This window comes from Alkanindiges illinoisensis DSM 15370, from assembly GCF_000619845.1.
Classification (GTDB): Bacteria; Pseudomonadota; Gammaproteobacteria; order Pseudomonadales; family Moraxellaceae; genus Alkanindiges; species Alkanindiges illinoisensis.
Genome location: NZ_JHUX01000003.1, coordinates 1574878 through 1595959, shown reverse-complemented (window position 1 = coordinate 1595959; position 21082 = coordinate 1574878). Strand labels below are relative to the sequence as shown.

The following is a 21082-nucleotide window of genomic DNA, read 5'->3' as shown; positions in this document are numbered from 1 at the left end:
AGTAGGCCATGAACCTAGCCCGTCAGCATTTCCAGAAACATTCTGCCAAGGTAGCGGCTGAACAAGCCACTGACTTTGGCAGCATGCAAAACCTAAACGCGTATGAGCTGCAATTGCTGCAGCTCAACAATGACCGTGCGCGTTTAAAGCAGATCCAGTCCACCGAGGGCAAAGTCAAATTAAAGCAGGCCTTGCTACCGACTTATATGCCGTATGTTGAAGGGATTTTGGAAGCCAATACTGGTGTGCAGGATGACATCCTGATGACCATTTTGGTCTGGTGTATTGATACTGGCGATTATAAAAAAGCATTGAGCATTGCCGCCTGTGCCTTGCAGCATAAGTTATCTATGCCCGAACGCTTTGAGCGTAATGTTGCCACACTGGTCACTGAAAATATCTGCAACGAGTATCTAAAGCAGCTCAAAGCAGACCATGCCGTTGACCTGTCTGTCCTGCTTGTATTGTCTGACCTAATGCTAGAAGGCTTATTGCCTGATGCTGATGTGGATATGCCAGATCAGGTAAAAGCCAAGCTGCATCTTGCAATCGGCAAGGCACTAATTGGACAGATTAGCGATATCAACAGCGTGGATATGCAGACCCTGCTTGAGGCCAAGGCAGAACTAACCCGCGCAATTGAACTGGATGATAAATGTGGTGGCAAGGTCGATTTAGGCAATGTCAATAAATTGATTGCTCGCCACACACCAGCCGTCAATGACGATGCACCACCCGCATCATAACGAGTGCCCACGCACCGCACTGGCGAACAGTGGCAAGTGTCATTACATCGTAATTCACATTTAGCCACTGTTCCCACCAGTGCACCAATTCTAAAGGCAAAATCATGAGCTTTGTCGCCAATGGCAATAAAACACCAAGTCAGATCACCATCAGCAGTGACCCGTTTTATCCAGAAATTACTCTTGATGATATTCGAGAAACCGTGCGGATCGAAGGAACTGTCACCAACGAGCGATTAAACCAGATTGCCATTGAAGAAGTGATTGATGTCAATCGTTTGTTGATTAGCCTAAAAACGCCTGAAGCCCTAACGCTGGCCCATTATTCAGTGGGATTTATTGCGGGTAAACCCTACACCGACTACCTGTATTTATCAGCAGTGGCCAATGGAGTAGCCGCCAAGGTCAATGAAAAATACCGCAGTTATGACAGCTCAAACAGTGGTAACAAGCGTGCTGATGATCTCACGCCCAGCATTGATGAATCCCGACGTAATAAGAATTGGGCCATTCAGCAGATTCTTGGCAAAAACCATACCGTTGTTGAGCTGATATGAAAACCATTATTGCAGTCCAGAATGACACCATTGATGCCATTTGCTGGCGTTATTACGGACGTAGCACTGGTGTCGTTGAGCTGGTACTTGCAGCCAATCCAGATATTGGAAGCCTGGGTGTCTTTTTACCGATGGGTACTGCTGTAATTCTGCCGGATATTGAAACGCCACAACAAACCAAACAAACCATACAACTTTGGAATTAGAACAAATGGCAGAACCAGCAACAACAACCGCAACTACAGCACTGGCCATCAGCGTTGCATCACTTTTGCCGTTTGTAAATGGCAATGCCTTATTGGGTGCCGTACTAGGTGCAGCACTATTTGCTACCACCAAAAAAGATTTACGTGCTGTGTCTCGTTTATTAACCATGTTGCTTTCAACTGGTTGTGGCTACTTACTGGCACCTGAAGTCACAGCACGTACTTATATTACCAGCGATGCAACAGCAGCTATGCTGGCAGCAATTTTTGCTGTACCCATTATATTAAAAGCTATGGCTTGGGTTGACCGATCCAGCATTATCGACATCATTACGACCATACTCACTACATTTAGAAATGGAGGTAAATAATGGAAGCCTTATTTCAATTCATTGCAGTAGCTGCATATCTGTTTTGTGGCTTCCGCATTATTTGCTTTAACCCAGCTGGCAATCATCATTCTGGTTATGCCTTGCTTGCTGCATTTTTAATAGCATCATTTATGGGCCAGACCGTTCATATCCTGTTTTTTAAAGATCCTGTCACCTTATGGGATGCCGTATTTGCAGTACTGCTGGCAGTCATCATTTACCGTGCCCGTGGCAACGTGGGCAAGCTGATCTGGAGCGCAGCATGAATTTATTAAAATTTGGTGCAAAGGGTGATGCTGTCATTGCCTTACAAAAGCAGCTGCTTAACCGTGGCTTTAATGGCAAAAACGGTAAACAGGTCATTGCTGATGGTGATTATGGTTTAAACACTGAATATGCGGTGCGCCAGTTCCAAAAATCAGTTGGCCTGGTGGATGATGGCAAGGCCGGTGATAAAACCCTGGCGGCACTGGCCGATAAACCAATATCCAAGTTTTTACGTGATGCTGATTACAGCCAGGCTGCCAAACGCTTGAAAGTACCTGAGCTGGTCATTCGTGCTTTTGGTGCTACTGAATCACTGGGTAGGGGTTTTCTGGATAATGGCAAAGCTAAAATCCTGTTTGAACGCCATAAAATGTACGCCCATATCAGTAAAGCCAAGGGCAAGGCTTTTGCAGTTGAGCAAATGCGCCTTTGTCCCAACCTAGTCAATATTACAACCGGGGGCTATAAAGGCAAGGAAGCTGAATATGTCCGGTTAAATCTGGCCATGAATATTCACCCTGAATCCGCACTTATGTCCTGCAGCTGGGGCTCCTTCCAGATCATGGGCGAAAACTGGAAGGATCTAGGCTACCAATCAGTTTTTGATTTTGTGGAACAAATGCAAACCAGTGAATCACTGCAGCTGGAAGCCTTTGTCCGTTTTATTGAAACCAAGGAAGGGCAGGTGGACGGAAAACCTTGCAAACTCATTGATGCTTTACGCCAGCAGGACTGGAATGCGGTATTTAGCCTGTATAACGGTGCTGCTTATAAAAAACTGGGTTATCAAACCAAATTCCAGGATGAGCTATATCATCTTGAAAGCCTGGGCTATGCCGCATGAAAAAACCAAACAGCCTGCGTGACCATCTGCTGAGTGCAATCCGGGAGCTTAACCGCGACCCAGATCGCATGCTGATTTTTGTAGATGAAGGCAAAATCCGGTGCACCATGAGCAGTGGCATGTCATTTGAGTATGAATACAAGCTCAATTTACTGCTGACTGATTACGCAGGAGAGCTGGACGCAGTAATGATTCCGCTGTTTGACTGGATTCGTACTAACCAGCCAGAACTAATGGTCAATCTGGATAAAAACAAGGATTCCTTCAAGTTTGAAGCGGTGCTGCAAAATAATGATGCAGTTGATTTGGAACTATCTATTCCTTTAACTGAGCGTGTTATTGTCAAGCGGCTAGATGATGGCACCCTGGATATTAAATTCCCTGACGAACCACAATACAGCCGTGCTGAAGCGGCGCAGCCCTATCGATTACTGGATAAGCAGGGTAATGTCATGGCCGAATGGCTATCTGCTGAACCAGGTCAACAATATTTTTAAGGGCAGGACATGGCAGATCTAGACGCGCTGGTTGACCACCTGGGCACTACACTAAACCAGCTTAGTAATGCCGAGCGCCGTAAATTATCAATGGCCATTGGCCGTAAAATTCGTGCTAGCCAGAAAACCCGTATTACTACCCAAAAAAATCCAGATGGTTCAGCCTATATTCCGCGTAAATTTCGCCTGCGTAACAAGCGCGATAAAATCAAAAATAAAATGTTTAATCTTATTAAAAATGCCAAGTACATGCGCCTGCAGCATACCGAGCAGGGTATAGCCATTGGGTTTGTTGGCCGTGTGTCACGCATTGCCACGGTGCACCAGTATGGTTTACGGGATCGGGTGGAAAAAGATGGGCCACAGGTTAAATATGCTGCCCGTGAACTACTTGGCTTTACGCCACAAGAAATTGCCATGATTGAAAACGACTGCCTGGCTTACCTCTCAGCCCGTCTATAAATCAGTTGTAACCCTCATTTAAACAACTGCCAGCACATGCAAAGCATAAACAACTGCAACACGATTGCAGCATGAGCGCAGATACCAACCGTCGCCTTGAAAACCTGATCCGACTAGGCAAAATCAAGAGCATTCAACCGGGCCAACCCTTTACGACAGTCACCGTCAATCTAGGCGATATTACGACTGCGAATATCCGTTACTTGAATTTACGTGCCGGCAAGGATCGCACCTGGGATCCACCCAGTATTGACGAGGAAGTTATTGTCCTGTCACCAGGTGGCGAGCTGGCACTAGGCGTAGCTATCAGTGGCTTAAATAACCTGCTGTATCCGGCACCATCCGACGACCTTAATAAGAAAATCCGGCTATTTGAAGATGGCTGCCTGATTTCCTATGACATTCAGACACATGACCTGCAGGCAATTTTACCTGTAGGCGGTACAGCCACCATTACTGCACCAGGCGGATTAACCATTAATGCAGATACCACCATTAATGGCGATGTAAATATTTCTGGTACTACGCATTCGGCCAAATCCATATCAACCGATCAGAATATCTCAGCTGCAGGCAGCATGGCATCAACAGGCAATATCAGCACAGAAGGCACCGTGGCTGCAGCTGGGGATGTAACAGCGGCTGGGGACGTGACAGCTGGTTCAATCAGCCTGGGTGGACATCATCATGACCTTGTTAAAGCCGGTACAGAGAATTCAGGTGGCCCAAAATGATGTCACGTGATTATGGCACCTCATTAACTGAAATTGAGCATATCAATCAGTGCCTTACCGATTTGATTTCAACCCCGGTCGGTTCAAGGATAATGCGGCGTGAGTATGGGACATTGCTGGCCAATTTGCTGGATCAGCCCACCAGTGAAGCCCTGTATTTAAAGTGCTACAGCACAATTTATTTGGCAATTTTGCGCTGGGAACCGCGCATTGAAATTAGCAAAATTTTTATCAGTAGTCTTAATCAAGGAAAACAAGTAATCGATATTGAAGGCAGGCTTATCAATACCGGTCAAAGTTTAAATTTAAGTATACCTCTATCGATTGGAGCTTTAACGTGAGTAGTAATACTTATACGGCTATTGACCTATCCCAGATCGCGCCACCTGAAGTCATTCGCCAGATTGATTTTGAAACCATCTTGAATGAAGCACTGGCCGACTTTTATGCACGTATGGAAGAAGTAGATCCAGAATTTTCCCAGCTGCTTGAATCAGATCCGGCAATGAAACTGGCTGAAGCTTTTGCATATCGGGAAATGCTGGTGCGTGCAGAAGCAAACAACCAGGCTTTATCTGTGTTATTGGCTTACGCTGCCGGTTCAGATCTGGATCATAAAGCCGCTGAACGCAGATTGCAGCGCCGCATCATTAGTCCTGCCACATCAACCACACCAGAAATAACAGAAACTGATGAATCATTGCGCAGGCGTGTCCAGTTGGCACCTGAAGGCGAAACCACAGCGGGTAGTGAAGGATCATATATTTTTCATGCAATGAATGCAGATCCGCGGGTTAAAGACATCTTTCCCTATGCGCCATTGAACCAGGATGGCAACCCAACGGGTATTTGTAATATCTATGTTCTATCAACTGAAGGGGATGGGGCAGCGTCCGAAGAACTTTTAAATATCGTTAATGCAGCGTTAAACAGCAAATCTGTCCGGCCATTAACTGACAAGCCCATGATTTATTCAGCATCTATTCTGCACTACCAAATCGAAGCGCAGATTGAAATTGCTGATGGGCCTGATAGGGACATCATTCTGGCCAGCTGCTATCAGGCGATACAAAATTATGCGGAAGCCGTTCATTCCTATAATGATGGTGTAAGTTTATCCGGGATCTATCAGGCTTTACACCAGCCTGGTGTGAAACGTGTCAATTTGACTAAGCCTGCTGCCAATATTGATACCTCACTTGGCCAGGTTGCATTTTGCGATGACTTCACTTTAGTTGCAGTGGGGTAATCAGTGAATAAGTTACTTCCGCCAAATTCGACCAAATTTGAAATGAATTATGAGAATACATTTTCTCGTATTTCTAGTGTTGAGATTAAAACCCGAACTTTCAATGATGCAGAACAGGCACCAGTTCAAGTGCTGCCTTGGCTTGCCTGGGAAAAATCAGTCGATATTTGGGATAACAACTGGACTGAAGAACAAAAGCGGAATGTGGTTAAAACCGCTTTGTATAACCACAGTATCAAAGGAACGCTTGGCGCGTTGGAGCTGGCACTAAATTCCCTAGGGTTCCCTGTGGTTGTCCAGGAATGGTTCAATATGGTTCCGGTCGGTAAGCCCTATACCTTTAATCTATTTATTAAGACCAACCAGGACAGCGTTAGCCATTTGGCGCTTAAAGAACTATTCAAAATAATCCGTATTTATAAAAACTTACGTTCACATCTAATCAAAAGTTCACTCATCCTTGAAAGCCAAGCAGGGATTTATACATCAGCTGTTGCGGTGTCAGGCCAGGAAGTTGAGTTTTCAAAAGCAGCGGGTGGACTTCATTTGGATGGCTCATGGTCATTAGATGGTAGTAAAAAATTAAATGGAGTCAATTTAAATGGCTAATCTGCAGGGTGAAAAACAATGGTCCCCAGTACGTGTACTTGAAACCAATGAGTTAGCACGTGGTGGCTTAAACGGGAACATGAACGAACAGGCCAAGGCACTGCTTGATCGTACAGAATGGTTAAATGAACAAAAAGCCAATAAAAGCGAAATTATTCAAGGCCATTTTGCCTTTAATACCCTTGCTGATTTTAATGCCAAGAAAGCAACAGTACCCGCTAATTCCACAGTAGTTATTGCAGAAGCAGGAGCAAACCAGGGGGAAAATATCTGGAATGGCTCCACCCTAACTAAAAGTGCTTATGATCCTTTAGTACAAGCCAATGCTTATGCAGATATCAAAGAAAGCAATGCAAAAACCTATACTAAAAATGAAGTTGCAAAAATGGCCAACACGATTACATCCAAGAATTTGTATAACCCGGCGGTTAAACAGGTCAACAAATATATCCTATCTGGTACTAATTCAGGTTTTATCCGGGCAGTAAATGGATGGGGCATTACTGAGTTTATCTCGGTGGTGCCGGGCCAGTATTACACGATTAAGTGTAATGCGACCAAGCGTGGCGGCACGGCTTTTTATACTGATAATACCGGCAGTGATTCATCCTTTATTGCAGGCAGCTATACAGGCGGTGACCTTGCTGCTAATACTGCCCGCACTGTGCAAGCACCGACTGGCGCAAAATTTATGGCGGTGTCCCTGTATAGCGATACTATTGCAGAACCGTCCCAAGTGATGATTGAAGCTGGCGAGGCCGCTTCAGCTTATACACCCTACACTGAACCAACACTTGCCATTAAAGAAGATGTTTTACCTAACAATTTGGTGAAACAAGACCAGATTCCTGACCTGGTTAAAAAGCCTTATGAAAAGGTCATTACATTCAAAAACCTGTTTGACTTAACCAAGGTTAAGGACGGTCAGTATTTAAATAGTACCAATGGCGGAATCATGGTTTCTGCTGGCTGGGGTACTAGCGATGCAATCCCCGTGACCGCTGGCCAGCAATATACAATCAGCGGCATACGTGGCCGTGCCGGGGTGGCATTCTTTGCTAGTGCAACCACTACTACGGCAGTTGCAGGCAGTTATAACGGCGCTACCACAAGTCCGCTGACTGTCACCGCTCCCGCAGGTGCCACGCACATGCGGATCAACCTGTATTCATCCAGTGTCCCTACCTATTCAAATGTGCAGGTTGAAGCTGGGAGTACTGCAACAGCCTATGACCCGACATCCGGCACAAAAATCCTGGTTGATGCGTCACAAATTTACAATGCAGCTACTGCTGCCAATACTGTGACCTTTGCTGGCCAAACGGTAACTGTGAAAAGCATGGTGGATGGGCTGCCTGTTGAGATGTCTGCCTTGCTAACGATTGCAGCCACACATGACAAATCGACTGTATTTAACTTTATCCAGGATAAATTCAATAAAGTTACACAGCGCACCATGAATGATGATGTTGCGCCGATTAGGGCGTTCGGTACGACTATTGGTGCAAATCATGGCTACCTGAAAACTACTATCACATTAGCGGCGCATGGCAAAACCAATGCGGATGTGGGCAGTGTGTGGAATAGCGGCGGTAAACAATGGGTTATTGTTGAGATTATTAGCACGAGCCAGCTTAGTATTACGTCACGTACTGATAATACTGGTTTTGTTAGCGGTAAATTGGAACATTCTTCAGGCGCAGTAAATACGGCGGATATGACCCCAACGGCTGCTGCTGATAGTGCATTCCACCCGGTATTTAAAAACCGTAAATTAACATGCTCAATCGACGGCAAGCCTGTTGTTATTGCTGATGGCGAAACTGAATACCGCAACAATGTCACGTTTAATGAAAGCTATGACATCATGGCTAAGAATGACATGGTCGAATGGCTGATTACGCATGGTGGTGCCGCAGCCATGCAGTATGATGCGGATGCGTCAATCTCTTTAAGCATGAACTACTGTTTTGACATCGATGGCGGCTGTGTCATTACCAGCGACCTGTTGGCATTAAAAGCGGTGACTACTTTTACTGACTTTATGCTGCTGCAAGCAATCAAGATGGCAGCAGGTAATGGTACGGTTGAATACATCGTACCTAAATCTAAAGCATTTACGCAGGATAGTGTGTCGTATGACTTTAGCTATCCAACTGACATTATTGCTAAAAATCCAGCCAATGATATTAATTTTAATGCCGCCAAAAATGCCGATGGTTTAACGCCTGTTAACCGCTTGCTCCAGCGTAATGACCAGGTTGTTTTTGCTACTGGATTTTTACCCATTCTGGATGCCACGCCAGCCAGCCGGGTTACCAATGCACCGAACAAGTACCTGCAAATCCGCGCCAGCTCCCTAAAAGTTTATCCAGCATTAATTGATGGTTTAAAGACATCCTTAGCAGCAGGGGATTACTTTTGCGGCGTGGGCTACCGCAAATATGCCAAGCGCACGACTGATCGCACATCAGCAATTGCTGTACGGCATAAACTGGGTGACTTCCTGATCGTGGACTGGCACCAGGCTAAAACCGACAGCGTATCACTGCCAGCAGACTATGCCGGGCGTTCCTTTGAAGTATTTGAGAAATCGGCCAATGTGGAAGTGCTGTCAAAAACTGCAACAAATCGTGTTGTGTTTAGAACCAGTTCAGCCGCGCCAGCCTTTGCTGTTCTGTTATTTAAATAGTTGGGAAAAACTATGTATAAAACCATTCATACTTCACTTGGCCTGCAGCTATTAGCTCAGGCTGAAGCAACCGGCTTAAAAATAGAAATCACCCACATGGCCGTGGGTGATGGTGGTGGCAATACCATTACACCAGATCCGGCCATGAAACAATTAACCCGTGAACGCTTTCGTGCACCGGTTAATCGTATTTACCAAGACCCGGAGAATGAAAATTTATTTACTGCAGAACTGATTATCCCAGTTGAAACCAGCAGTTTTGTTGTACGTGAAATTGCTGTGTTTGATCGCAACGGCAATATGCTGATGATTGGCAATACGCCAGAAACCCATAAGCCCACGATGGCAGATGGTGCATTTACTGATTCTGTGTATCGTATTCCTTTTGTTGTGGGCAATAGTGACACAATCGAATTAAAAATTGATCCAAATACGATTACAGCAACGCACAGCTGGATCTTGAATACCTTAACCACCGCATACTTTTTACCAGGTGGCACCACTGGCCAAGTGTTGAAGAAAGCATCCAATGCTGAAGGTGATGTTGAATGGGGAAATGCCGGTACAGCAGATGTTTTTGTGAATACCACTGAAGAAGAACAGTCTTTAGTGGCCGACCAGACAATTGTTGATTTGACCACAGTTAGCACATATGGCGCGGCGGTCTATATCAATGGTGTACGCATTACCAATAAGGCCGGTGCAGATGGCTGGATCGCAACATCAGCCACGCGGATTACCTTAGGTAAAACATATCCGGACAATAAGATTCTGGTGGTACAAAATGAAACCCTGGGTGTTGCACCTTATCCATTGGCCCAAAAAAATAATTTATCCGATGTAGCGAATAAACCATTGGCGCGCCAAAATTTAGGGGTCATGAGTGCCGACGAAGCCAGATACAGTGACTGTCCCCCAGGGACTGTGATAACGCTTGCGACATCAAATATTCCTACCGGTTACCGTTTGCTCAAATGCAATGGCGCTGCTGTATCACGCACAGCGTATCCTGAACTTTTTTCAGCAATTGGGACTTATTTTGGTGCTGGCGATGGTGTAACCACTTTTAACATACCAGATGCACGTGGCGAATTTCCACGTTATGCCGATGATGGCCGAGGTATTGATTTTGGCCGTGCTGTTGGCAGTCAGCAGTTTCAACAGGTCTTGAAACATAAACATCATTCATTTGGTGAATCATATACAAATATTCAGTGGCCCTTTGGTCGTTCTGCAAAACTGGGTTATATGGGCAGTCATGGAGGCCTTGACTCAGACAATTATCTTTATTACACCAGTGATGGTACAGAATATGATAATGACAATCCAAATCCATCTGCCACAGTTGGCAATGAAAACCGTCCACGTAATATCGCATGGCTTGCCTGCATTCGTTACTAAGGAATAAATAATGAATCAAAAAACTGTATATCAAACCAATTATTCCGGTTTATTTATTGGTAAAACCCAGGCTGATGAATCACCACTGCAGCCAGGTATTTTTCTTATTCCCGCCGGTTGTGTCGAACTGGCACCACCGGAAAGCTGGCCAGAAGATCAGTGGCCACGCTGGAACGGGTTCACTTGGGAGCTGATCCAAAAGCCATGGGTTCCAGAAGCCATTTCAGCTGAAGCAAAACTAGCAGAATTTTTGGCTCAAAATCCTGATGTACTGCAGCTGATCCAAAAAACTTAAATGTGTTGTACTGCACTTTTAAACAACTGCCACCGCTACCCATCAAACCCATGATTTGTAAGCTTGTCATCTGAATATAACACCAGATCACAGGCTTAATTTTTATGGCTCAAGATTCATACCATCATGGCGTTCGCGTCATTGAAATCAATGAGGGCACGCGGCCTATCCGCACCGTGTCCACTTCCGTCATCGGCATTGTGGCCACAGCAAGTGATGCCGATGCAACCATCTTCCCTGAAGACACCGCAGTCTTAATTACCGATGTTCAGGCCGCTGTTAGTAAAGCAGGCGTGCAAGGCACACTGGCTCGCACACTGCAGGCTATTGCCGACCAAACCAACGCTTTAACTGTTGTAGTGCGTGTACCAACCAAACAGACACCAGCAGAGCAGAAAACCGCTGTTATCGGTGGTGTAGTGAATGGCAAATATACCGGCATGAAGGCTTTGCTGGTGGCTGAAGCCCAGCTCAAGGTCAAACCACGTATTTTAGGTGCACCAGGACTGGATTCAGCAGAGGTCGCACAAGCTTTGGTGTCCATTACTGACAAACTACGCGCCTTTGCATATGTATCTGCATCGGGCTGCCAAAGCAAGGAAGAAGCCACTGCATACCGTGATACTTTCGGTGCACGTGAATTGATGGTCATCTGGCCAGACTTCCTGGGCTGGAATACCACCACCAATACCACCACGACATTTGAAGCCACCGCACGTGCTTTAGGCCTGCGTGCCAAGATCGATAATGAAATCGGCTGGCATAAAACCCTATCCAACGTCGCAGTTGCAGGCGTTACTGGCATCAGCAAGGACGTATTCTGGCAGCTGCAAAGCTCTGATACCGATGCAGGCTATCTTAACGCCAATGAAGTCACCACGCTGATCCAGCGCGACGGGTTCCGTTTCTGGGGTTCACGCACCACTTCAGCTGATCCGCTATTTCAGTTTGAAAACTATACCCGTACTGCGCAAATTCTGGCTGACACTATGGCAGAAGGGCATATGTGGGCCGTGGATAAACCCCTGCATCCATCACTGGCGCGTGACATCGTGGAAGGCATTAATGCCAAGTTCCGTGACTTAAAAAGTGCTGGTTACATCATTGATGGCCAGTGCTGGTTTGATCCTTCCGTGAACCAGGCAACCACCTTAAAGGACGGGATTTTACGCCTGGATTACGACTACACCCCAGTACCACCACTGGAAGATCTCACCTTGCGTCAGCGCATCACAGACAGCTACCTGTCTGACTTTGCTGCCCGCATGAGCCTATAAGGAATTAGAAAATATGGCACTCCCTAAAAAACTCAAATTGATGAACCTGTTTAACGAAGGTAATTCCTACCTGGGCCAAACAGGTGAAGTCACCCCGCCAAAGCTTGGCCGCAAGTTTGAAAAATGGCGCGGTGGCGGTATGAATGGCGCGGTCGATGTCGATTTTGGACTGGACGATGCAATTACTGAAATGACTTGGAAGCTGGGCGGTATCGATCCGCTAGTCATCCGCCAATTTGGGGTTACATCAGTATCCGGTATTGGCTTGCGCTTTGCCGGTTCTTACCAGCGTGATGACACTGGTGAAACGTCTGCAGTTGAAATTGTTGTGCGCGGTCGGCATCAGGAAATCGACTTTGGCAATGCCAAAGCCGGTGATGATACTGAAATGACTATTAAAACCATCTGGAGCTACTACAAGCTCACTATTGATGGCGAAGTCATTGTGGAAATTGACATTCCCAACCTGGTTGAAAAGGTTAATGGCGTGGATCTGCTTAAGGCTCATCGCAAAAACATTGGTTTATAAGTTTCCTCCCCCTTGTGTGGCCACGTGTTGCACAAGGTTTTTTTAAATAACGCTGTTTTAATTCTTTAAGGATATTTTTATGCAAACCGCAAAACAAACCCAAGAACCAACCGCAGATCAACTTGAAAATCGACGCGCCGTTAATCCTGATGTTGAAGTGATTAACCTGGATACTCCACTGATGATGGGTAATCAGGAAATTACAGAAGTTGAAGTGCGTAAGCCAAATGCACTGGCGCTGCAGGGTTTAAAGATTGCCGATTTAATCCAGGGCGATGTTACATCTGTTTTAACCTTGCTACCTAAAGTGACCACACCAACCTTAACCCGTGCCCAGGTTCAACAACTTGATCCTTGTGATATTGCACAGTTCGGGGCGGTATTTATCACTTTTTTGCAACCGAAGTCGACGCGTGCAGCACTCTTACAGCAACAGTAGAAGATGCCATCGCCAATATTGCGGTGGTCTTTCACTGGCCACCGCAAGCTTATGAACACATGTCCCTATCAGAATTGATGCTTTGGCATCAAAAAGCCATTGAACGAAATGGATCAGATGCTGAATGAAAACATTAAAACTAGAAGTTATTTTCGGGGCGGCTAACAAGTTAAGCCCCGCTTTACGCACTATTGTTGGTAGTAGTAAAGCTGCTGCCAATGCTTTAAGGCAAACCAAACAACAAATTAAAGAGCTTGAAGCCCAGCAGGGCAAAGTAGATGGCTACATTCGTCAGAAAAAAGCAGTACAGGACAGCGCACGTGCCTTAAAAGACATGCAGGATAAAATCAAATCCTTACGTCAGCAGATGGCCACCAACCCATCTGCAGCTTTAACCCGTGATTTTGATAAGTCTGTAGCAGCTGCAAAACGCCTAAAACAGCAGCATGAGCAAAACAGCATCCAGTTGCAGCGCATGCGTGCCGATTTGAATCAGGCAGGCCTATCTACCAATAACCTTGCTAATCACCAGCAGCGGCTTCGTACCCAGCTCAATCAGAGTAATCAGGGACTACAGCAGCAACAGCAGCAATTGCAGCATTTAAACCAGCTGCAGCAAAACTATCAAAACACATCGGGCAAGCTGCGTACGGCAGCCATGTATGGTGCAGGGGCAGCCATGACTGGCATTGGTGCCATGTACCAGTTCAAAAAGCCTATTAATGAAAGCAAGCATTATGAAACTGAAACTTATCGCATTGCATCATTAGGTTTAGGTGACCAAGTTACTAAAGAGTCCATTAAACATGCCCGGGCTATGAAAACTTTTGGCACATCTACGGTTGAAAACCTGACACTGATGCGTGATGGTTTGACTGCATTTGCTGACGTGCATCATGCAGAAATGGCAGCACCCATCCTGGCTAAAATGAAATTTGGCAATGAAGCCATGTATGGCAATGAGCATGGTGCAGAAAATGAAAAAAAATTCATGGACATGCTTAAAGTCATTGAAATGCGTAATGGCCTAAAAAGTGAAGCTGCTTTCAAGGAACAGGCCAATATTATTCAACAGGTGATTACAGCAACTGGTGGCCGTGTTCAGGGTGAAGAATGGCTAAATGCCATTAAAACAGGTGGTATTGCCGCTAAAGGACTTGATAACAAAGCCTTTTACTACAAGATGGAACCATTCGTACAGGAAATGGGTGGGCACCGCGTGGGGACAGCTGTAATGTCGGCATATCAAAACTTGTATCAGGGCCGTACCACCAATAGGGCAATGGATAACCTGGACAAATTTGGGCTAATTTCTGATAGCCGAAAAGTGCAGCGCGATAAAGCAGGCCAGCTTGCATTTTTAGATGTTGGCGCGATTAAAGGTGCAGATTTATTTAAACGTGACCAGTTCGCATGGATGGAACAAATTCTGGTGCCTGCGTTGAAAGCAAAGGGCATTACCAAGGAAGGGGATATCATTGATGCTATCGGCAGTATTTTTAGCAACCGGACTGCATCAAACCTGTTTGCCACCATGTATCAGCAACGCACTCAGGTACACAAAAATGCCAAGCTCAATGAGGGTGCGGATAATATCGACCAGATTTATGATAAGGCAAAAGACACCACTGCAGGTAAAGAGCTGGAAGCCAAGGCCAAACTGCATGATGCTTATCTGGACTTTGGCCAGACCATTTTACCCATCTATACCCAGGCACTTGAAACGGCCACTGGTGCATTAAAAACCTTTACTGAGTGGCTGCAGCAAAACCCGGCACTGGCAAAAATGCTGGGTGTAGGCCTGCTTGGTATTGCAGCAAGCCTGATCGTTATTGGTGGCGCTTTGGCCGTATTCTCCCCATTGATCCTAGGGATGTTCAGCCTTCGCTTGATTATGGCTTCACTGGGCACAGGTGGCACATTACTTACCCGTATTTTTAGTGTATTACCCACTGTATTTAATGCTGCCAAATCTGCCTTCTTTGGTCTAGGCCGTATATTTTTATGGGTAGGCAGACTATTTTTAATGAATCCTATTGGGTTGGCTATTACAGCGATTGCTGCAGGTGCATACCTGATCTACAAGAACTGGGAACCTATATATGGCTTTTTTAGCGATTTAGGCACATCGATTACAGAAAAATTCACCTCTGTAAAGCAATCTATCACTGACAAATTTGCGCCGATCGGCAGCTGGTTTGGTGCACGCATGACAGAAGCAAAAACGGCTTTTGGTGGTGGCATTGGGGGCATGAGTAAGCTCATCACCAATTGGTCGCCGCTAGGCCTGTTTTATTCTGTATTTGCCAAGGTATTAAGCTGGTTTGGAGTTGATCTGCCTGCCAAGTTTACTGATTTTGGCAGCCTGATCATTAATGGCTTAATCAACGGCCTAACGTCCGGTTTTGAAAAACTAAAAGGCGTTTGGGCAAATATTAAAAATGCCATGCCTTCCTTTAGTTTTGGTACATCAGCCCCTGCCTATGCTGGCCTGTCAAGCAATCCAGCACTAGCGTCAATTCCGGCAGTAACGCCACCGCTAGTCAACAAGATTAAACCGGTTCAGCTGCAGACACGTCCAGCTGCTGCACCGGTGCATGTCCAGGGCGATACAAACTCATTTGTATTCCATACACAACCAGGACAGTCACCCCAGCAGATTGCCCAGCAGGTAGAGCAAATTCTAACTCGCCGTGACCAGCAAAAGCAGGCACGTGCCCGTAACAGCTACAAAGACCATAATTAAGGGGATATTCAAATGATGATGATCTTGGGTATGTTTGTTTTTTCCCTGCCTACTGCCACCTACCAGCAGCTGCAGCGTACTAATAACTGGCGGCATGCCAGCAATTCGCGGGTAGGTGATGCACCAGCCTATCAGTTTGTAGGACGTGGGGAAGACACTATCACACTGGATGGCAGCATCATGCCAGGTTTTAAGGGTTCACCTACTTCATTAACTACATTACGCGACATGGCAGACACTGGCAGTGCATTTCCATTGATCTGCGGCAATGGCACGATTTATGGCTTATGGTTTATTGAAAGCCTGTCAGAAACAAAGAGTTATTTTTTTCAGGATGGCACCGCACAAAAAATAGAATTTAGCCTGGTACTGAAGAAAACCCAGACTTCAGCCACGCTGATCGGTAATGTGATTCGCTGGATCTCAGGAAAGTTATTCAAATGAGTTTAGTCAGTAATGCTATTTCCTATGTAAACCAGCAGCTGGGTGAATCCTACCCACAGGCAATTTACCGCCTGGTTGTTAATGATAAGGACATTGGCGCACTGGTGGCCACACGCTTAATGCGGATGACCATCACTGATAATCGTGGGATTGAAGCAGATAGTATCGACATTGAGCTGTCAGACCATGACGGAAAACTGGAAATTCCACCCAAGGGGGCAGAGATCCACGCCTGGATCGGGTGGAGTGATACTGGCCTTGTCTATAAAGGTAAATATCTGGTCAAGGAGCGTGAGCATAGCGGTGCACCGGATATCATCACCATTCGTGGCGCTTCAGCGGATTTAAAAAGTACGTTTAAGAAAAAAAAGGAACGTAGTTTTGATAAAAAAACCATTGGCGACATCATCACCGCCATTGCTGGCGAACAGGGCCTAACGCCTAAAGTTAATCCTGAACTGGCAAAAATCGTGCTGGCTCATATCGATCAGAATGAATCTGATGCCAATCTGATCACCCGGATCGCCGATGAACACGACGCAATCGCCACGGTCAAAAATGGCAATTTGCTATTTATGCCTAAAGGTACTGGCCAGACTGCCAGCGGTGTGTCATTTCCAGAATTTATTATTCGTCGTATCCAGGGCGACAGCCACCGTTTTTCAGATACTGATGGGGCAGATGATATTAGCGGTGTGACCTGTTATTACTATGATCCGGACAAGGCCGAAAAGCAGAAAGTCACCATTGGCCAGTCCAATGAAAACACCAAGGAACTTCGCAACATCCAGCGCGATAAAAATAGTGCACTGCATACTGCCCAGGCCGAATTTAACCGGTTAAAAAGCAAATCCTGCACTTTTAGTTATAACCTGGCCAAAGGTGAGCCAGAACTTATCCCGGAAATGCCAATATCATTTTTAGGCTTAAAACCGGAAATTGACGATATTATCTGGCTGGGTTCACGGGTAGTGCATACACTGGATGCCGATAATGGCTATAGCACGTCAGTTGAGCTGGAAGTGTATTTGCCAGATGCCGATGATTTAAGTGAACTGATTGATGATGAACGCGGCGACTATACAGGCATCGTGGCATATTATAAGGATGGTAAAAACACCGCAAAGGTCACCTCAGGCGATCAGACCACACCAAAACGCCTGACCTATCTGTATAAAACCCAGCAGACCGCAACCATTGCGGCCAATCGGGAATATCAGGAGCTACTTGCTTTAAAAAAATCTAAAAAATAGTTACTTAAAGCACAAATATTTAACCGAATTTGCTATGATGGACATAAAATAATCAATGGAAAGTTACAGAAAATTATGGCTCAACGTAGCAAATTTCAATGCCCACATTGTGCAGCATCAATGACTATACGAAGCAGCAGGGAAGCGCATCCACTTTTGCGCCAGCTTTGGTTTCAGTGCAGTAATTATCTATGCGGTTTTACTTGTGGCGGTAATTTGGAAATCACTCACCAGATTTCACCAAGCGCCTGTCCACGTCCTGGCATCCAGCTTAAAACCCATGATGAGATCACGGCCCAGCGTAAGGCCGCGAATGATGAGCATGCAGCTATATAATTACTGTTAGCCCTACTAAAGATGAGCAGGGCTTTGAATAAATTTTATAGAAAATATTAACTTGCTAACTTAGATATGGGATCTACAGTAATATTCTGAAATTCTTGATCTAATAGTTTCTTAAATTTCTCACTCATCGCTGGCCAGCTACGCAGTTCATAATATGCACTAAATTCTTTATAGATACGTTCTTTCATATGATGAAAAGCCTGATTATCTTCTAAAAGGGCTAAAGCACATATAAATATTGATGGAGTAGGCTTTGAAGATCTATATTGATTTAACAATGATTTATTAGATTCACTGAGAACTTGATACTTAGCCTTTTCAGCACAAATAAGATTTATAGATAGAACTACTTGATTTTCATGACTTAGTTCACGTATAAGGCTTTTATTATCTTCATAAAGCTTAATTACTTCATCGTATTTTTCAGCTTTAAGTAAGAAATAAGTGTATTTAATAAGATGATTCTGCTTGTTTGTTTGAATTTCAAAAAACTCAATAAAAAATTTAAGTGCGTCTAATGTTTTATTCTCTGCATCAGTAATATAGCAGTAACATATTAAATAATCTTCGTGATCAATAAGATTTTTAATACTTTCCAATTTAACTTTAATACGACTTAAATTATTAGATGAATTATCATAACAAATTCTATTAATAATACTTAAAATATAACTATAAGATTCAACATTTTCTAATAAATCATATAGTATTTCGATACCTTGACCTAAATCTCTTTTATTATCAATTAAAAAATCAACTTTGCCTATTATAAATATCATATTAGTATTTGCATGTGGATAATTGCCTGCGTGTAGAAAAAATTTCTCAATGTTGTTAGTTGTTTCTATATCATTAAAATCTTTATGTAATAATAAAGTATTGTAAAAAGCAACTTGCTTCTCTAAAAGATTTATTTGTAATTTATTATTAACGTAAGAGTTAGTAAATGTACATGCTTGTATATAATTATTAATATCAGATGGATCAAGAGTTATTAATGCAAAGAGTTTTTTTAATTCGAGGAATTGAAGATGTATAGGATTAATTGATTCTGCAGATTTTATTAAGTCCTTTAAAGGCTGATTTAATTTATCTTTCTCTGATGGTTTTAGACTAGTTTTAAGTTTTTTCTTATTAATTTGATCTAATATTTTTAACTTAAGAGTATAAGCACTATTATCTAAGCTAGAATTAATTTTTAAGCTATCATTTATAATATCTAAAGAATTTTCAAGAGTAATAGTTTCATGCCACTTATTTCTGGATTCATTATATTCTAAAAGTAAACGTACTAATTTATTTCGTATTGTATAAGAGTATTGGTTTTTATCACAAAAATCTTTAACAGTATAAATCTGCTCCTTTAATGCTTCTAAAAAATCCAACTTCCATGTTAATAACTTTTGATTGAAAGGGTCAGTTCTGATTAACTCATCAATAAAGTCTATAGCCTTTTTTGTTTCTCCAGCCATTTTATAACTTTTTAATTTTAATTTAAAATAATTTTCTTTAAGATCAGGATTTAATTTTTCCATAAGCTTTAGATCAATTTTTTTATCAACTTCATCAAATTTTCTTTCTTTTATCAAAGTTTCTATTTCAAGCATACTTTTAAATTCTATTTGATCTAATTGATTGAGATCTGTTTCCTTTATCTGTTGCAAAAATTTTGAAATATCTTGCCTTCTATTTAATGCCTTCATTTCATCAATATGCATTGAAATGGCTTCACTTGTATTTAGATTAAAATTATCTTCAATGAAACTTTTAATACATTTATCACGTTTAGAATGGAAATCTTTATCAGTTAAAGATAATTTGCAATTTAATTGTAGAAATATATCTGCTAGAAATTGATCATATCCTTCGATTTCAATACAATAAACTTTATCTCTCCATAGAATTTTTCTAATTTCATGCGGGATCTCATCATCTTTTCTAAAACACCAATATAAACCATTTTTCAAATATTCTTCTTGCTGGAGTAAATAATTTATTACGTCCATTACTGAACGATCTTGGCCTGAATAGCCAACAATAATTAAGCCACTTTCTTTAGAAAATTCAATAAATTTCTCTTTAGTATTAGTTTCTAAGCTTTCAGTTTCTCTTAATGTATTTTTAATATCGTCAAAAAGATAATCACCATGAAGTTTGATAATTTTAGGTCTATTTGATAATACAGATAAGCTTCCTATTGATGAGTCATGAGCACAAACATGTGGTCTAATATTGGAAAACTGGTAGAAAGCTTCATTAATCAAATCATCAAAATTAGTTGTAAAAATTGTATTAAAGTAACCTTCGTTTATTAATGAGATAAGATACAGGTAACCGATAGATGGTAATTTTTCATCTACTAATTTTTCAACAAACCTTCTACGTTGTGAAGGTAAATCAAATTTTCTTTCAAATAAGGATGAATATTCATTAAGTGGATTGTACCAAGAACCTTGTTCATGAATAAGATATTGAACAGCTTGCTTAAGAGCGTCCTCCTCACTAAGAGTTTTATTCGCATCTTCGATGCTTATAAGATATGGTTTTTCACTTGTTTGTTCATATATTTCTCTTCTCCACTCATTAACAAGTTGCCCTCCACTTTTAATGCCAGATGTCACAGAAGCACCTGAACCTAGAAAAATACTATAATTCGGATGTAATTCTCGCTTCTTATCTATATATCGAGCTAAATCTTTGACAGTACGCATCTTATTTTGAAGTTCTTTCTTTAATTCAGAAAATTTCAAGTTGTTCATCATTAAATCCTTTTAAATTAACCTTTTAAAAATTACTGACACTGCCGATTATAGGCATTACTATTATGGTTACGAATTAGTTTAATTGCTCCGCAGCAGTTACTTCCGCTTTGGACATTTCTTCCCATTACCACCAGGCAAGCAGTCACAGGCGCTACCATCCTTGTCCCGATCCAGTCGCTTATAACCCGGCTTTTTGGCATCAAAATAAGCCTGAGCCTGTGCATGCGTCTTAAAGTCTTTGCAAGTTGCTGCCATAGCAGCAGGATTAATGCCAATAATTAAACTTAATAAAAATGCTTTTTTCATCGTCATTCCTTGACTTTTGAATGTTTTATAAGTATGTCAATCCAAAAAAAT

The 21082-nt window shown here is 43.1% G+C and carries 26 protein-coding genes; 23 read left to right on the top strand and 3 right to left on the bottom strand.

The window, feature by feature from the left end:
- The first annotated feature begins 8 nt into the window (after nt 1-8).
- The gene (gpM, locus tag Q337_RS0107980) at nt 9-746 is read left to right on the top strand and encodes a phage terminase small subunit (protein WP_026471153.1); all 738 of its coding nucleotides are present in this window, start codon (nt 9-11) and stop codon (nt 744-746) included.
- Here gpM and Q337_RS19300 read toward each other — a convergent pair.
- A complete protein-coding gene (locus Q337_RS19300) occupies nt 718-852 on the bottom strand; it encodes a hypothetical protein (protein ID WP_265596966.1) in 135 nt (44 codons plus the stop codon). The two genes, gpM and Q337_RS19300, sit on opposite strands and share 29 nt — an antisense overlap.
- Here Q337_RS19300 and Q337_RS0107975 point away from each other — a divergent pair.
- The 22 genes from Q337_RS0107975 (at nt 851) to Q337_RS18620 (ending at nt 17954) form a co-directional block, all read left to right on the top strand.
- Nucleotides 851-1303, top strand: a complete 453-nt coding sequence (locus Q337_RS0107975) for a head completion/stabilization protein (protein ID WP_026471152.1) — start codon at nt 851-853, stop codon at nt 1301-1303. The two genes, Q337_RS19300 and Q337_RS0107975, sit on opposite strands and share 2 nt — an antisense overlap.
- Nucleotides 1300-1509, top strand: a complete 210-nt coding sequence (locus Q337_RS0107970) for a tail protein X (RefSeq protein ID WP_026471151.1) — start codon at nt 1300-1302, stop codon at nt 1507-1509. The genes Q337_RS0107975 and Q337_RS0107970 overlap by 4 nt, the downstream gene beginning before the upstream one ends.
- Before the next feature lie 5 nt (nt 1510-1514).
- Nucleotides 1515-1880 carry a putative holin gene (locus Q337_RS0107965; protein WP_026471150.1) on the top strand — a complete coding sequence of 122 codons (366 nt, stop codon included), beginning with the start codon at nt 1515-1517 and terminating at the stop codon, nt 1878-1880.
- Nucleotides 1877-2146, top strand: coding sequence for a phage holin family protein (locus Q337_RS0107960; protein WP_026471149.1), 270 nt, complete (start codon nt 1877-1879; stop codon nt 2144-2146). The genes Q337_RS0107965 and Q337_RS0107960 overlap by 4 nt, the downstream gene beginning before the upstream one ends.
- Entirely contained in the window at nt 2143-2991 is an 849-nt protein-coding gene (locus Q337_RS0107955) for an N-acetylmuramidase domain-containing protein (RefSeq protein WP_026471148.1), read from the top strand. The genes Q337_RS0107960 and Q337_RS0107955 overlap by 4 nt, the downstream gene beginning before the upstream one ends.
- Nucleotides 2988-3488, top strand: coding sequence for a phage tail protein (locus tag Q337_RS0107950; protein WP_026471147.1), 501 nt, complete (start codon nt 2988-2990; stop codon nt 3486-3488). Before Q337_RS0107955 ends, Q337_RS0107950 begins: the two co-directional genes overlap by 4 nt.
- A gap of 9 nt (nt 3489-3497) precedes the next feature.
- Nucleotides 3498-3950, top strand: coding sequence for a phage virion morphogenesis protein (locus Q337_RS0107945; RefSeq protein WP_026471146.1), 453 nt, complete (start codon nt 3498-3500; stop codon nt 3948-3950).
- Nucleotides 3951-4021: 71 nt separating this feature from the next.
- Nucleotides 4022-4684, top strand: a complete 663-nt coding sequence (locus Q337_RS0107940) for a phage baseplate assembly protein V (RefSeq protein ID WP_026471145.1) — start codon at nt 4022-4024, stop codon at nt 4682-4684.
- Nucleotides 4681-5025, top strand: a complete 345-nt coding sequence (locus Q337_RS0107935) for a GPW/gp25 family protein (protein WP_026471144.1) — start codon at nt 4681-4683, stop codon at nt 5023-5025. The genes Q337_RS0107940 and Q337_RS0107935 overlap by 4 nt, the downstream gene beginning before the upstream one ends.
- Nucleotides 5022-5933: a baseplate assembly protein gene (locus tag Q337_RS0107930; RefSeq protein WP_026471143.1), complete on the top strand. Its 912-nt coding sequence runs from the start codon at nt 5022-5024 to the stop codon at nt 5931-5933. The genes Q337_RS0107935 and Q337_RS0107930 overlap by 4 nt, the downstream gene beginning before the upstream one ends.
- Before the next feature lie 3 nt (nt 5934-5936).
- On the top strand, nt 5937-6542 hold the full coding sequence (locus Q337_RS0107925) for a phage tail protein I (protein WP_026471142.1): 606 nt from the start codon (nt 5937-5939) through the stop codon (nt 6540-6542).
- On the top strand, nt 6535-9234 hold the full coding sequence (locus tag Q337_RS0107920; protein WP_026471141.1) for a hypothetical protein: 2700 nt from the start codon (nt 6535-6537) through the stop codon (nt 9232-9234). The genes Q337_RS0107925 and Q337_RS0107920 overlap by 8 nt, the downstream gene beginning before the upstream one ends.
- A gap of 12 nt (nt 9235-9246) precedes the next feature.
- Entirely contained in the window at nt 9247-10635 is a 1389-nt protein-coding gene (locus tag Q337_RS0107915) for a phage tail-collar fiber domain-containing protein (protein ID WP_026471140.1), read from the top strand.
- A gap of 10 nt (nt 10636-10645) precedes the next feature.
- Complete coding sequence (locus Q337_RS0107910; RefSeq protein WP_026471139.1) at nt 10646-10930, top strand: hypothetical protein; 285 nt, start codon at nt 10646-10648, stop codon at nt 10928-10930.
- 104 nt (nt 10931-11034) lie between these two features.
- Nucleotides 11035-12207, top strand: a complete 1173-nt coding sequence (locus Q337_RS0107905) for a phage tail sheath protein (RefSeq protein WP_026471138.1) — start codon at nt 11035-11037, stop codon at nt 12205-12207.
- Nucleotides 12208-12220: 13 nt separating this feature from the next.
- The gene (locus Q337_RS0107900) at nt 12221-12736 is read left to right on the top strand and encodes a phage major tail tube protein (RefSeq protein ID WP_026471137.1); all 516 of its coding nucleotides are present in this window, start codon (nt 12221-12223) and stop codon (nt 12734-12736) included.
- A 79-nt stretch (nt 12737-12815) separates the two neighbouring features.
- Nucleotides 12816-13175, top strand: coding sequence for a phage tail assembly protein (locus tag Q337_RS0107895; protein WP_026471136.1), 360 nt, complete (start codon nt 12816-12818; stop codon nt 13173-13175).
- On the top strand, nt 13118-13303 hold the full coding sequence (locus tag Q337_RS19330) for a GpE family phage tail protein (RefSeq protein WP_322835826.1): 186 nt from the start codon (nt 13118-13120) through the stop codon (nt 13301-13303). The genes Q337_RS0107895 and Q337_RS19330 overlap by 58 nt, the downstream gene beginning before the upstream one ends.
- The gene (locus Q337_RS0107890) at nt 13300-15921 is read left to right on the top strand and encodes a phage tail tape measure protein (RefSeq protein ID WP_026471135.1); all 2622 of its coding nucleotides are present in this window, start codon (nt 13300-13302) and stop codon (nt 15919-15921) included. The genes Q337_RS19330 and Q337_RS0107890 overlap by 4 nt, the downstream gene beginning before the upstream one ends.
- 12 nt (nt 15922-15933) lie before the next feature.
- A complete protein-coding gene (locus Q337_RS0107885) occupies nt 15934-16365 on the top strand; it encodes a phage tail protein (RefSeq protein ID WP_026471134.1) in 432 nt (143 codons plus the stop codon).
- Nucleotides 16362-17618: a phage late control D family protein gene (locus Q337_RS0107880; RefSeq protein ID WP_026471133.1), complete on the top strand. Its 1257-nt coding sequence runs from the start codon at nt 16362-16364 to the stop codon at nt 17616-17618. The genes Q337_RS0107885 and Q337_RS0107880 overlap by 4 nt, the downstream gene beginning before the upstream one ends.
- A gap of 75 nt (nt 17619-17693) precedes the next feature.
- On the top strand, nt 17694-17954 hold the full coding sequence (locus tag Q337_RS18620; RefSeq protein ID WP_084494756.1) for an ogr/Delta-like zinc finger family protein: 261 nt from the start codon (nt 17694-17696) through the stop codon (nt 17952-17954).
- Nucleotides 17955-18010: 56 nt separating this feature from the next.
- Here Q337_RS18620 and Q337_RS17145 read toward each other — a convergent pair whose 3' ends face one another.
- A complete protein-coding gene (locus Q337_RS17145; protein ID WP_051526663.1) occupies nt 18011-20722 on the bottom strand; it encodes an SIR2 family protein in 2712 nt (903 codons plus the stop codon).
- A gap of 99 nt (nt 20723-20821) precedes the next feature.
- On the bottom strand, nt 20822-21031 hold the full coding sequence (locus Q337_RS0107870; protein WP_034279257.1) for an excalibur calcium-binding domain-containing protein: 210 nt from the start codon (nt 21029-21031) through the stop codon (nt 20822-20824).
- Nucleotides 21032-21082 lie beyond the last annotated feature (51 nt).

Bases quoted from the DNA above. Each gene is read 5' to 3' on its own strand.
- gpM (WP_026471153.1), top strand. From the start codon at position 9: ATGAACCTAGCCCGTCAGCATTTCCAGAAACATTCTGCCAAGGTAGCG.
- Q337_RS0107975 (WP_026471152.1), top strand. From the start codon at position 851: ATGAGCTTTGTCGCCAATGGCAATAAAACACCAAGTCAGATCACCATC.
- Q337_RS19300 (WP_265596966.1), bottom strand. From the start codon at position 852: ATGATTTTGCCTTTAGAATTGGTGCACTGGTGGGAACAGTGGCTAAAT.
- Q337_RS0107970 (WP_026471151.1), top strand. From the start codon at position 1,300: ATGAAAACCATTATTGCAGTCCAGAATGACACCATTGATGCCATTTGC.
- Q337_RS0107965 (WP_026471150.1), top strand. From the start codon at position 1,515: ATGGCAGAACCAGCAACAACAACCGCAACTACAGCACTGGCCATCAGC.
- Q337_RS0107955 (WP_026471148.1), top strand. From the start codon at position 2,143: ATGAATTTATTAAAATTTGGTGCAAAGGGTGATGCTGTCATTGCCTTA.
- Q337_RS0107950 (WP_026471147.1), top strand. From the start codon at position 2,988: ATGAAAAAACCAAACAGCCTGCGTGACCATCTGCTGAGTGCAATCCGG.
- Q337_RS0107945 (WP_026471146.1), top strand. From the start codon at position 3,498: ATGGCAGATCTAGACGCGCTGGTTGACCACCTGGGCACTACACTAAAC.
- Q337_RS0107940 (WP_026471145.1), top strand. From the start codon at position 4,022: ATGAGCGCAGATACCAACCGTCGCCTTGAAAACCTGATCCGACTAGGC.
- Q337_RS0107935 (WP_026471144.1), top strand. From the start codon at position 4,681: ATGATGTCACGTGATTATGGCACCTCATTAACTGAAATTGAGCATATC.
- Q337_RS0107920 (WP_026471141.1), top strand. From the start codon at position 6,535: ATGGCTAATCTGCAGGGTGAAAAACAATGGTCCCCAGTACGTGTACTT.
- Q337_RS0107915 (WP_026471140.1), top strand. From the start codon at position 9,247: ATGTATAAAACCATTCATACTTCACTTGGCCTGCAGCTATTAGCTCAG.
- Q337_RS0107910 (WP_026471139.1), top strand. From the start codon at position 10,646: ATGAATCAAAAAACTGTATATCAAACCAATTATTCCGGTTTATTTATT.
- Q337_RS0107905 (WP_026471138.1), top strand. From the start codon at position 11,035: ATGGCTCAAGATTCATACCATCATGGCGTTCGCGTCATTGAAATCAAT.
- Q337_RS0107900 (WP_026471137.1), top strand. From the start codon at position 12,221: ATGGCACTCCCTAAAAAACTCAAATTGATGAACCTGTTTAACGAAGGT.
- Q337_RS0107895 (WP_026471136.1), top strand. From the start codon at position 12,816: ATGCAAACCGCAAAACAAACCCAAGAACCAACCGCAGATCAACTTGAA.
- Q337_RS0107890 (WP_026471135.1), top strand. From the start codon at position 13,300: ATGAAAACATTAAAACTAGAAGTTATTTTCGGGGCGGCTAACAAGTTA.
- Q337_RS0107885 (WP_026471134.1), top strand. From the start codon at position 15,934: ATGATGATGATCTTGGGTATGTTTGTTTTTTCCCTGCCTACTGCCACC.
- Q337_RS0107880 (WP_026471133.1), top strand. From the start codon at position 16,362: ATGAGTTTAGTCAGTAATGCTATTTCCTATGTAAACCAGCAGCTGGGT.
- Q337_RS18620 (WP_084494756.1), top strand. From the start codon at position 17,694: ATGGCTCAACGTAGCAAATTTCAATGCCCACATTGTGCAGCATCAATG.
- Q337_RS17145 (WP_051526663.1), bottom strand. From the start codon at position 20,722: ATGAACAACTTGAAATTTTCTGAATTAAAGAAAGAACTTCAAAATAAG.
- Q337_RS0107870 (WP_034279257.1), bottom strand. From the start codon at position 21,031: ATGAAAAAAGCATTTTTATTAAGTTTAATTATTGGCATTAATCCTGCT.